This is a genomic window from Polyangium sorediatum (assembly GCF_029946465.1).
In the GTDB taxonomy this organism is placed as follows: Bacteria; Myxococcota_A; Polyangia; order Polyangiales; family Polyangiaceae; genus Polyangium; species Polyangium fumosum.
In genome coordinates, this window is sequence record NZ_JARZHI010000011.1 from 1 (window position 1) to 11,700 (window position 11,700).

Sequence of the window (11,700 nt, forward strand, 5' to 3'; positions counted from 1 at the left end):
CGTTCGCGGTGGACGTGCTCGAGCCGATCTGGCGCCGTATCGCGAAGGCCGTGCTCGATTCGAGCTACGTGCGATGCGACGACACGGGCCTGCGCGTGCTCGATCGAGACCACCCCCAGGGCGTCAAGAGGGGGCATGTCTGGGCCTACGTGGGTGCGGGTCTCGTCGTGTTCCACTACACGCCGAATTGGAGCGCCGAGGGGCCGGCCGCGTTCCTGAAGTCGTTTCGAGGCTACCTGCAGGGGGACGGCTACGCGGGGTACGACAAGATCCTCGCGGGACAGGTGGGCGGCGACGGTGAAAACGACGGTATGGCGCTGGTATCCACGGAGCGTCGCCTCGGGTGCGGGATGCACATCCGGCGAAAGTTCGAGGAGTCGGCAAAGCTGGGAGATGCGAGGGGCGCCGTGGCACTCGCATTGATACGGCGAATCTACGAGCTCGAGCGAGACTACAAGGAGCGCGGTCTATCGGCCGAGGAGCGCCTCGCGGAGAGAAACGCGCGGAGCGTGCCGATCCTGGACGAATTCTATCGGTGGGTCCACGAGATTCACACGCAGCAGATCCCGTCGACGCCCCTGTACAAGGCGACGCGATATGCCATCAAGCACGAGGCCGCCTTTCGGCGCTGCTTCAGTGATGGGCGCTTCGAGATCGATAATGGCGAGGTGGAGCGGCGTCTCCGGTGGGTGGCGCTCGGGAGGAAAAACTTCCTGTTCGCCGGCTCGGACAAGGGGGCGGAGAGGCTGGCGATTGCCTACACGATGACCGGCTCATGCCACATGAACGGCGTCAATCCGCTCGCCTACCTGACAGACGTCATCGAGAAGCTGCAATCAGGCTGGCCCAAGGACCGCCTCGATGAGCTGCTGCCGAACGTCTGGAAGCCAGGCCTGGCGACGTCGGAAGGCTGACGGGCGGCGAGAGCGCCGCGCGAGTGTCGACAGACCCGGCCGGGGCGCGGACAGCGCCGGTGCCGGGCGCGGCGCTGGGGGATGTAGTTGGCCGGGCGGTTACGCACGTTCGGCTATGCGATCAAATCCGAACTAGAACGCTCCCGGGGACCTTATCGTTGACCCCCCTGGAGCGCGCGCGTCCCCACGCTGCGCGCCACAGCACCCAAGCACGGTAGCCGAAGCACCAGAGCGAACGCTCCCCTCCGTCGGCGCTCGGCGCGGTCGTGCTCGACGGTGCAGCTCTCCGGGCGCTTATACTAGCGCTCCCCCCCCGTCCTGACCCGCCGGCCGTCCCGTGCACGCGCTCCGGGTGCGCCCGTTTTGTCTTGTAGAACCGGACCTGCCTGTGAGATCCATTCTCGTGTGGGCTTGGGTGGCGTAGAGAGCTTCTGGTCAGCGCGCCTCGCTGCGGCTGTTGAGACGCGAAACGGGATCGTCACGACGCACGGCGGGCACGCAGGAGCTCGCGGCCACTGGTATAGGTTTTGTCAGGGGTTAGCTGGCGGCGGGCAAATGACACAGGTAGACGCCAAGGAGACATCATGACGGTCAAGCGTATGGACAACATTGGCATCGTGGTAGAAGACCTCGACGCCGCCATTGCGTTCTTCACCGAACTTGGCCTCGACCTCGAGGGGCGCGCCCCCATCGAAGGAGACTGGGCAGATGGCGTCACTGGATTGCGCGACATGCGCGTCGAGATTGCCATGATGCGTACGCCGGACGGTCACAGCCGGCTCGAGATATCCCGATTTCTGGCGCCGCCTGTGGTCGCCGATCACCGCCGCGCCCCGGTGAACGCTCTGGGGTACTTACGCGTCATGTTCACCGTGGAGAACATCGACGATACGCTCGCCCGGCTGGGCAAACGCGGCGCGGAGCTCGTCGGCAAAGTGGTCCAGTACGAAGACACGTATCGGCTCTGCTACATCCGGGGCCCCGAAGGAATTCTCATCGGGCTTGCCCAAGAGCTCGGGCGGCAGACTTCCCGATGAGCACATGTGACAGGTACAGACCTGATAGGGGTGCGTACGCGCGGTGGCGAATGACCGTTTGAGGGGGTCTAACAAATCGCTCAAGCCGACCCCTCCGGCCTTCGGCCTCCGGGCGGCTTAGCTCAACCGTTGGGCAACGTTCTGGAACGTACCCGTGGAGAGGTACAAAATGACAAGCTGGCTGCGATACTGGAAACCGACGGAAGCCGAATATTGGTGGTCAAAGCCTCAAGAGATCATCGTCCGCTCATGGTCAAAACAGTATGTCACACGGAAAGTGAAAGTCGGCGATGTCCTCTGGTTTATGTCGGTTGTTGAAGGCACGCTATACCTGATAGGTCGGCAAGATGTCGCCGAGATTCTGACCGCGGACCAGGTGTCGCGCCGTCACCCGGATCTGATGGATGCGCCATATGCCTTCAGCGCGAAAACCCCAATCTACCCTTCGGTGAAGGCGAGTCTGATGGGCATCGCGCCACATCTTAGGTTTGTTGGAAAAGTCGACCGTCTAAACATAAAAGAAGGAATAGATGGTCGGTACCTGCAGAATCTCTGCGAGCTTACCCCCAAGTCGCACGATCTGGTGCTGGGCGTTTACGAGACAGCGCGCGCAACCAAGATTGGCAAAGTTCGTGGTGGCGGCGGTATTCGCGATGCCTCGGCCCCGAAGGTGGCGCAGGCTCCAGAATCTATGAGTAGCGTGGTAACGGCGCTGGAACGGGCTAGAGCCCAGACCTTTCTTGTCGAACGAGAAGCGCAGGCCACAATCGCGGTTAGACGAGAAGCGGCATTGCTCCGACGCTACGTCGAATATTTGAGCAAATCAGGCTGCATTGTAACATGCAGAGTGCTGAATAGGGGCAGCGAGCGGCTCCGAATTGATGCGTTCAACGAAACGAGAAAGCAATTGATTGAGGCGAAGAGCGACGAAACGCGAGACAGTGCGCGTTACGGAATCGGTCAGCTCTTCGATTATAGGCGGGATTTTGACCGTGATGTCGATTTGGTTCTGCTGGTGCCGCGGCGGCCCAAAGCGGATGTCGAAAAACTGCTCGCTGATTGTGGCATCGTGTGCGTTTGGGAAGCAGGCGGGAGTTTCGAAGAAAGTCGTTTGCGCAGATCTTGCTAAGTACGCGAAACGCTTAGCTCGATCACCAGCGTCGGGCTCAACCGTTTCGAGCACTTAGGAAGATGCGATAGATGGTCAGGCCTCACGGGGGGAGGCTCCGTTCGTGACGTCCAGCGTCCGCCCGTGACGAACACCTTGCGCAGCCTCGCACGGCCCACGCAGACTGTTTTCACCTTGGCGCACCGAACGAGGAACTTCGCGGAACGGCGGCGTTCAACGAGCTGGACCACCCGAAAGCTCGTTCCTCTCTCACCTGACCAAGAGGTACCCCTGTGCGTCGACTCGCTCAACTCACCCTCGCGCTCTCCCTGAGCGCATGTGCGCAGTCCGCTCTCCCCCCACCCGCAACCACGTTGACCCCGAGCTCCGCCGCCGGCCCGACGAGCGCCGCCCAGGAGCCGCACGTCGCCAACGTGCTCCGCGGCCTGCGCCCGTTCGTCGAGGTCACCGGCCGGCCGCCCGTTCGCTGGACGCTCGAAGAGCGCATGGCCCACCACCATGTGCCCGGCGTCAGCATCGCCGTCATCGAGGGCGGGCGCATCGCGTGGGTCCGCGGCTTCGGCGTGAAGACGGCCGGCTCGGCCGACCCGAAGGACGCGGTCACGCCCGACACGCTCTTCCAGGCCGGGTCCGTCAGCAAGCCCGTCACCGCCACGGCGATGCTCCGCCTCGTCGAGCGCGGGACGCTCGAGCTCGACACCGACGTCAACCGCTACCTCAAGACGTGGAAGGTGCCCGACAACGAGCACACCACGAAGGAGAAGGTCACCCTCCGCCGGCTCGCCAGCCACACCGCCGGGCTCACCAATTACGGCTTCCCAGGCTACGAGCGGAACCAGCCGATCCCGACGCTCGTGCAGATCCTGAACGGGACGGCTCCGGCGAACACCGATGCGGTGCGCGTCGACGCCGTCCCGGGCTCGATTTCGCGCTACTCCGGCGGCGGGACGCTGGTGATGCAACTGCTCATGATGGACGTCACCGGCAAGCCCTTCCCTGACCTCATGCAGGAGCTCGTGTTCGGGCCGGCCGGGATGACCCACAGCACCTTCGAGCAGCCGCTGCCCGCCGCGCGCGCGGGCGAGGCGGCCCGCGCCCACCTCGGCGAGGGCAAGACGATCCCTGGCGGGTGGCACGTGTATCCGGAGATGGGCCCGGCCGGGCTCTGGACGACGCCGAGTGATCTCGCCCGGTTGGCGATCGCGATCGCCGACGCGCACGCCGGGCGGTCCAAGGCGCTGCTCTCGCAGGCGACGGCCGAGCAGATGCTCACGCCGGTGAAGGACGGCTACGGGCTCGGGCCCGAGGTCGGCGGGAGCGGTCGCTCGCTGGAGTTCGGGCACGGCGGCACCACCACGGGGTTCCTCTGCAACCTCACGATGTACCCGGAGATCGGCGTGGGCGCGGTGGTGATGATGAACAACGAAGAAGGCGGGCAGGGCCTGCTCGGCGAGATCCAGCTCGCGCTGGCCGCGGAGTACGGCTGGCCGGGTCGCGCGCCGATGCGCGTGACGGCCATCGAGCTCAGCGCGGCGTCGGCGGCCGGCGTCGCGGGCAGCTACGCGCTGCCGGCCAGTATGGGCGGCCCGGCGGAGGTGAAGCAAGAGGGCGGGCGCCTCGTGCTGTACGCGCCGAGGCTCCCCGCGGAGGAGCTCATCCCGCAGTCGGAGACCGAGTTCGTGATGGGGACGCTCGGCTGGCGCGTGACGTTCAAGCGCGAGGCAGGCGGCAAGGCGACCGGGATGACCGTGGACGGGGGGGGGCAGGTCGTCGAGGCGACGAGGAAGCCGTAGAAGGCGGACGGGGGGGCGCGTAGCGTGATCGGGCAACGACCATGACGTCGAAGAGAGCCGCAAAGGCGCCGTTCGCGGGCAAGATGTACCTTCAGGGCGTGTACGCCGTCGCCGAGCGTATCCCCGGCGAGGCCCGCTTCCCGTTCAACCTCCCCTTCGTTCGGGGTCTCGACGTGGGGCTCGATCAGCCGGTGACCTTCTTCGTGGGCGAGAATGGCTCCGGGAAGTCGACGCTGCTCGAAGCCATCGCGGACCTTTGTGGCCTCCACGTGGCCGGCGGAGGGAGCGCCGATACTTTGTACACCTCGCACGAGCAAGGCTCCGAGCTCGCCCGTGTGCTGCGTCCGCGCTTTCGTCATCGGCCCCGGGACGGCTTTTTCTTCCGCGCCGAGACGCTCGTGAACTTCGCGACGCTCCTCGAAGAGCGCCAGCGCGATCCGGATTTCCTGGGAGATCCCTACATGCGTTACGGCGGCAAGTCGCTCCACCGCCGATCGCATGGCGAGGCGTTCCTCGACGTCTTCCAGCATCGCATCCACGACGGGCTCTTCCTCATCGATGAGCCAGAAGCGGCGTTGTCTCCCCAGCGGCAGCTTACGCTCCTTTATCTCTTGCGGGATCGCGTGGAGCGCGGCCGGGCGCAGTTCATCATCGCCACACACGCGCCCATCCTGCTCACCTTTCCGGGGGCCGTCATCCACGACTTCGACGACCCCGCATTGCCCGAGATCGCCTTGCAGGATACGAAGCATTACCAGATTACGCGAGGGATCCTGGAGCACCCCGAGCGGTACTGGAGATCCGACGGAAGCGACGACCCAGCAGGTTGAGCGCGGAAGGAAGCAGCCGCAGCCGCTGCCGGGGTCCACAACATCGATGGGTTCGTCGCTTCGTCCTCGATCTGGCCGAGAAAAACCGCCATGCAATCATTCCCCTTGACCAAGCCTGGCATCGGGAGTACTCGCACGCCCCGAACGCAGGAAAAAGAGAGGCATATCTCATGGTCAGCACGCGATCGTCCCTTGCCCTTGTCGCCATTGTGCTTTTCGGTCTGGTTGGTGCGGGTTGCGAGAACAAGCCCGCGGCGGAGGGCGCCAAGCCCGGAGAGGCCAAGCCGGAAGGCAAGGCCGAGCCGAAGGCCGAAAAGAAAGCAGCGCCTGCGAGTGCGAAGGTCGCCTCCTGCAACGTCATCAAGGCCGAAAGCATCTGCCGGCAGTACGGCGATGCGAACATCTCGGCGGCAGGCGAGGACTTCCTCAAGAACATGTGCACCGGCGAATTCAAGATGGAGGCGTGTCCGGCCGACAAGCGCGTCGGATCCTGTGCGACTCCGGAGGGAACGAAGGTCTACTACAACGAGGGCCCGCTCCCTATGGCGGCGGATGCGGCGGCCAAGGCGTGCAAAGAGGGAGTGCCCGCAGGGGAATGGAAAGCGGGACAGTGAGCAGGGCAAACCCCCCGTCTTCACGCCTTTGGCTTCGTGAAGGGAAGCAAGCGGCGGGGATTGTCGATGAGCAGCTTGCGCAGCTCGGCGTCGGTCAAGCCCACCTTGCGGAAGCGCGGCACGACCCGCTTGAGAAGGTGACCATACCCCCAGCCGCCGCGGCCCTCTAGCATCATCTTCATGCAGATGTCCTGGGCGACCAGCACCTGGTCGCCGTGGCCCGCGTCGAAGAGGTGTTTGACCGCCCGGATCCGCGTGTCGTCCTGTGGCATTTGCATGTCGATGCGCGCCCAGTAGGACTCCATGCCGAACACGTCGTATTCAATGGTGACGCCGCGCCGGATCAGGCTGGTCTGATATTCGAGGTCCTCCTCGCTCCCGTCCATGTGACTGAAGACCGTGCGGCTCAGATCGCCTCCCGCGGCCTCGATGGCGTCCGCGATGGCGTGCCCCTGGCGCTTGAGGACCATGTAGATCTGGTGGATGTTCAGCATGGCGCCCGTGGCGCCCTGGGCGCGGGCGGCGGCGCGCACCACCTTCATTTCGTTGGGGGTCATCGCGTCGACGCCGATTTCGCCGATGTGACCACACTTGATGCCCGTGCCGTCGACCCCCTCATTCACCTCGCGCACGATCTGCTCGTAGATCTCGCCCTCGCTCAACGCATCCATGTCGGACGGGTGAGAGACCGCGGCGTAGTAACCTGCGCCCATCGTGACATGCAGCCCCGTGGTCTCGGCGATGCGCGCGAGCGCCCGCGGATCGCGGCCGATCCCGAGGGTGGTTGTGTCGACGACCGTTCCTCCGCCGGCCTTTTTGAACTCGAGGATCTCCGCGATGGCCTCCTGCTCGTCGAGCAGCATGACGTTGTCGCGGTTGCCCGCGGGATCCGAGAGGATATCCATGCGCCGCTCGATGGCATAAGGCAGCTCGCCGAGCGAGGGATCACCCTCGGGCGGCAAGTATCGGCAGCGCATGTCGATGAGCAAGTGCTCGTGCATCAGGGTCGTCCCCATCTGCTCCGGCTCGATCAACCCCAGAACCGTCTGCACCTTGCCCACGCGTTCGTTCTGCATTGGCACCTCCTTCGAGCGGCCAGGATAGCCTCCCACAAAGTCCGCGTATGGATATACACGACCGCGCGGGTGGCCTCCACGGACGTGACCACGCACGTGGTGCGCCGGCCTCGCGCGAGGTCGAGGACTTCGGCCATGCGGATCTGCTCCACGCGAACGACGCGCTCGCGCTCGCGTGGGCGCCGCTCGCGCTGTGGCTGCTCGCCCACGGAAGCGGGAGGGGGCACGGGGAGGGCGCGCGACGGGAGGGCCGTCGTCGTGGTGGCTCAGGCCGACGGACATGGCGGAGACCGTAGCGCATCCTGTACGCTGGGGGCCGATGAAGATCTTGGCGCGCGGCGCGGTGATGGCTGACGAACTCCCTGTCTTCGAGGTGGTGGCTGCTCGGGATGACGAGGATCGTCTCGTGCTGACGTTCGAGGGCGTCCTTCGGGTCGACAATCCTTATCGTCACCTGTGGAGCTTCCTTGAAGAGCTCGGCCGGATCCTACCCGAGCGCGCCTTCGCGTCGGTCCGGATGGACTTCACGCGGATGCGGTTCGCCAACGACAATTGTTTCTACGTCATCATGGATATCGTGGACGCGGTTTACCTCGGTGTCCCCGGCGCACCCGTCACCGTTCGCCGCGGCGCGAACGAAGATTGGCAACAAGAAACATTGCCGGTCCTCCTCAACCTGAGCGAAGAGGCCAACGCCGCGAGGACGACGTTCGAGGATATCGCGGTGCGATGACGCAACGATCGGGGCACCTGTTCGCACGGGCGCATAGGGCAAACCCATGTGGAGCGCCCGTTTCTTGCCCTGAGGCTCCCCGCGCTTCGCGGGCTACCGCATGGGGCTCGTCCCCTCCGCGTGCCCTCGAGAGGACGTCACGAAACCGGATCCCATGAATCCGCGGCGGCGAGCCAGCGCGCGTGGATCAGGTGTTTTGGATGCGGGAGCCAAGCGTTCGAGCCCTCGACCGATGGTATGTACTGCGGAGCTGGAATCCGCTACGATCGGCCGTCCTGATGGTTCGCACAGGCCTGCTCATCGCGCTCCTCTTGGTTCCCTCCTGTGCCAAATCGGCGTGGACCGCGGACGAGGTCGTTGGCGAGTTTCGCGCCTACGGCCTGCCGACGCGCGGCGCGCGGGAGCCTGGCCCAGGGGACTGCCCCGTGGGCGGCGCACATCCTCGCAACGTGCGCCGCTTCGACGGTGACACGGCCAGCGCCGCGGGATGGGCGTGTATCCTCCAGTTCGACGATGCGTCGACGGCGTCGACGGCGCACACGGAACTTCGTGGCAGCAAGGGTATCGGCAGCGCTTCACGGCGAGACAATATCGTGTTGCTGCTGAGCGCCGACTTTGATGGCGCTTCCGCGGCCGCGTACGGGAAGGCGCTCCAGGAGATGTGGGGCGGCGAATGAGCGCCTTGGACCCGGAAGGCTCCCTTTTACAGAACGCAGCGGCCTTCTACGTTGCATTCGAACTCGATCGGGTAGCCCCTCAGTTGGCAGTCACCGGGCAAGATGCATTCGTTCTCGCACTGGGTGCCGTTCCAAACCGTCCCCATCGTCGCGCATGTGATGCCGTCGGGGCCGTCGAGCGCGTCGACGCACATCGCATACAGGCCACCTTCTTCGCGGTGATAGCAAACGCCCGTGTTGCCGTACATCATCGTACAGTCGGCCTGGCAGTCCCACGAAGGCAAAGCCTCGCTCACCAGGACGCACTTGCCCGACGGGTACGTCCCTAACCCGTTGCTGTTGTAGCCCGTCGTCGGGATGCACATGAGCTCGGGGCTTTGCGCGCCGCACGAATCCACGTGGTTCGGATCGCACTCGCAGCCCGGCCACTTCGTCTCGTTCGTGCACGTGCGGCAAATGCCGACGTGTTCGTTGGGATTGGTGCCATACGCGACGCACACGCGCTCGATGCCTGTATCGGGATAGTCGTCCAGGCAATATTTGTTCTGCGCAAAATTGCCGTCCGGGTGCCAATACTCATCCGTCGCCGAGAGGGGCGGCGACTGCTTGACGGTCGCGCACAACCCGCCCTCGACGGTGCCACAGCCCTCGGGCGGGCAGTCGACCGGCGGCCCAGGCGGAGGCTCCTCCGGCGACCACGGCAAGGAAGCGATGTCGCCGCAGCAGAGGGTGCCCGCCCTGTTGGTCGTGGCTGTGCCGCAGCCTCCGAACCACTTGTTCTGTACGCTCCCGTTGAGCCCACATTGAATGATGTCCACCTGTCTGCCGAGCGCGTCGGTCGTGTTGTCCGTCGTGACGCGCATCGGCCCCTTCCCGGTCGGGCACTGAATGTAGGCCGAGCCTGTGCCAACTGTACAATTGCCGGACGGCGGCATTCCGCCCGCGGCTACTCCCCGATATCCGAGGTTGTCGTCTGTCCAGTAGTTGTAGAGGGGCCGCTCGTTGTCCGTATTCAGAGCCACGTATTCGCTCGCGTCGCAGACATGGAACCCAGGCGCGCAGAGGTCCGCGCGGTTTTGCCAGGTCACCGAGCCGGAGCAGCCGAACATCTTCGTCGAGCTGAGCGTCTGGGTCTGGTTCGTGTAGAAACGCTGGACATTCAAGACGCCGCCGCCGTTTTCGTCCGTGCACCCGTGGGAGACCCCGAGCTCGGACGTGCTCTCGCAGCTTCCCGTGAGGGGACAGTCTGCATTTCTGTCACACCGCAACTCGGTGCACAGGCCGTTATCGCATGTGCCGCTGTCGCACTGCGCGTTCGCGTTGCACGCCACAGGCGAACCATCGCATACGCCGAGATTGTTCTTGAACGGGTAGCGTTGCTTCAGATCGGCGAGGACCTTGCGGACCGCGCCGGAATCGTCTCCCGTGTTGTGCACGAAGGCGATATAAGCGATGTCGGCCTCGGGCACGAACTGATACCACGTCGTCCCGTACAGCTTGCCGTCGTGTTGTAGAAAGGTTCGATTCTGGACGAAGTCCAGGCTGGTCGTGTTCACGCGATCCAACGTCAAGTTTCGGCCCGTGGCCGAGAAGAACGCCGGGTCCCTCGTCATCCGCTTGATTTCCGGCGAAAGATCGCGGTTCATGCGCGTCAAAAACCTCGCTGCGTCCTCCGCGGTGGCGGCGTAAGAGCCCTGCGGCGCGGGCGGGACCCAGCCGCGGGTGACCCAACTGTGGGTCCCCGGTACGATGTAGCCGTTCTCGATGGCGTAGTTCTTCGAAGAGATCAGCGGGTGCGTCTCCTGGAACAGATTTCCAACCCAATTCGCCTCTTCGACCGGGTCGTCGGTGAAATCCGCCGAGTCTCGGTCCAGGCTCGCCGGGTATCCACGGAAGGTGTTGGACACGCTCGGCCCCCAGGGCTGCGCGGTTTGGATGTAAGTCTCGAGGCTGGTCTGAGACCAATGGTCGATGACCGCGGCGGCCATGAAGATGCCGGTGTTCGAGTAAATCGTGTCGCTGTCGTCGTCCCCGTCGGTGTAGTCGACGGTGATGGGAATCGGGCAGTTGGGTTCGCCGTTCGTGCGGTCGTTGTAAAACAACGCGACCTCTTGTCGCATCTGGGCAGGCGTGCGCGGCTTCCAGTAGTCTGCCGCCGGCGTGGGGTATTCCTTTCCAGGGAGAGGGAGCACGCAGGTCCCGACGCTGCATTCGTCGTCCGACTCGCAGAGCTTCATGTCGCACGTGTCGTCGGCGCCACACGATCCGCTATCACAGTCGTCCGTCTCGGTCCCTTCTGTACATGCGTCTCCTTTCGTCGAGCAATACCCCTTGTCCGGACGACCTGGCTCTTTGCAGTACCCTGCTCTGTGGGAGACCAGGTGTTTGAGCTTCTTCAGCTTCCGAATGTTCCATTCCGGCGTGTTGAGGTTCACCCACGGCATCGCGTCAGCGAGGGTCGACTCCCAGGTGAGCGTGTGGCCATTGATCGTCGGGGCCGATTCGACGAGCTTCGACAGCGCGAGGACGGTGTACACCTTGGAGATGGAGCCGAGCTGAAACGCGTCCTGGATCTCCATTTCCTTGGTCACAGGAGCGCAGGGCGGATCACAGAACGAGCGGTCCTTGTACGCCAACCCCGACGCGCCGATGGCGACGATCCGGGTTCCATGGACGACGGCCGCGATACACCCCTTCTCGTGCTCCGAGTTCAGGCGATCCGCGAGTTGCATCCCGCAATGGGTCGCTGACAACCACGGGCCCAGATCTTCGTAGTTGTGCGCGAGGTTGGAGGGGAGGCCCGAGGCCTGCTGCGTGGAAGCGATGTTCTCGGCCGGTGAAGTCGATTCATTTTGGGGCTGCGCGTCCTGCGAGCATGACCATGTCATGACGCCGGG

10 protein-coding genes are annotated in these 11,700 nt (G+C 64.5%); 8 read left to right on the forward strand and 2 right to left on the reverse strand.

Annotation, left to right across the window (positions count from 1 at the left end; translation table 11 throughout):
* The 6 genes from tnpC to QHF89_RS15165 form a co-directional block, all read left to right on the forward strand.
* On the forward strand, positions 1-914 hold a 914-nt coding region (tnpC, locus tag QHF89_RS15140), incomplete at its 5' end, for an IS66 family transposase (RefSeq protein WP_136968831.1).
* 584 nt (positions 915-1,498) lie between these two features.
* Positions 1,499-1,951, forward strand: a complete 453-nt coding sequence (locus QHF89_RS15145; RefSeq protein ID WP_136968830.1) for a VOC family protein — start codon at positions 1,499-1,501, stop codon at positions 1,949-1,951.
* 169 nt (positions 1,952-2,120) lie between these two features.
* Complete coding sequence (locus tag QHF89_RS15150; RefSeq protein WP_136968829.1) at positions 2,121-3,080, forward strand: hypothetical protein; 960 nt, start codon at positions 2,121-2,123, stop codon at positions 3,078-3,080.
* A 353-nt stretch (positions 3,081-3,433) separates the two neighbouring features.
* Positions 3,434-4,873, forward strand: a complete 1,440-nt coding sequence (locus QHF89_RS15155) for a serine hydrolase (protein ID WP_136968828.1) — start codon at positions 3,434-3,436, stop codon at positions 4,871-4,873.
* Between the two features lie 41 nt (positions 4,874-4,914).
* Positions 4,915-5,703, forward strand: coding sequence for an AAA family ATPase (locus QHF89_RS15160; RefSeq protein WP_284720513.1), 789 nt, complete (start codon positions 4,915-4,917; stop codon positions 5,701-5,703).
* Positions 5,700-6,317, forward strand: coding sequence for a hypothetical protein (locus QHF89_RS15165; RefSeq protein WP_284720514.1), 618 nt, complete (start codon positions 5,700-5,702; stop codon positions 6,315-6,317). Before QHF89_RS15160 ends, QHF89_RS15165 begins: the two co-directional genes overlap by 4 nt.
* Positions 6,318-6,337: 20 nt before the next feature.
* Here QHF89_RS15165 and QHF89_RS15170 read toward each other — a convergent pair whose 3' ends face one another.
* A complete protein-coding gene (locus QHF89_RS15170; RefSeq protein ID WP_136968826.1) occupies positions 6,338-7,393 on the reverse strand; it encodes a phosphotriesterase family protein in 1,056 nt (351 codons plus the stop codon).
* 280 nt (positions 7,394-7,673) lie between these two features.
* Between QHF89_RS15170 and QHF89_RS15175 the strand changes: the two genes are divergently transcribed.
* Both QHF89_RS15175 and QHF89_RS15180 read left to right on the forward strand, forming a co-directional pair.
* Entirely contained in the window at positions 7,674-8,126 is a 453-nt protein-coding gene (locus QHF89_RS15175; protein ID WP_284720515.1) for a hypothetical protein, read from the forward strand.
* A gap of 278 nt (positions 8,127-8,404) precedes the next feature.
* Positions 8,405-8,803: a hypothetical protein gene (locus tag QHF89_RS15180; protein WP_136935076.1), complete on the forward strand. Its 399-nt coding sequence runs from the start codon at positions 8,405-8,407 to the stop codon at positions 8,801-8,803.
* 26 nt (positions 8,804-8,829) lie between these two features.
* Here the strand turns inward: QHF89_RS15180 and QHF89_RS15185 are convergent, their stop codons facing one another.
* Positions 8,830-11,691, reverse strand: coding sequence for a serine hydrolase (locus tag QHF89_RS15185; protein ID WP_284720516.1), 2,862 nt, complete (start codon positions 11,689-11,691; stop codon positions 8,830-8,832).
* Between the last annotated feature and the right edge of the window lie 9 nt (positions 11,692-11,700).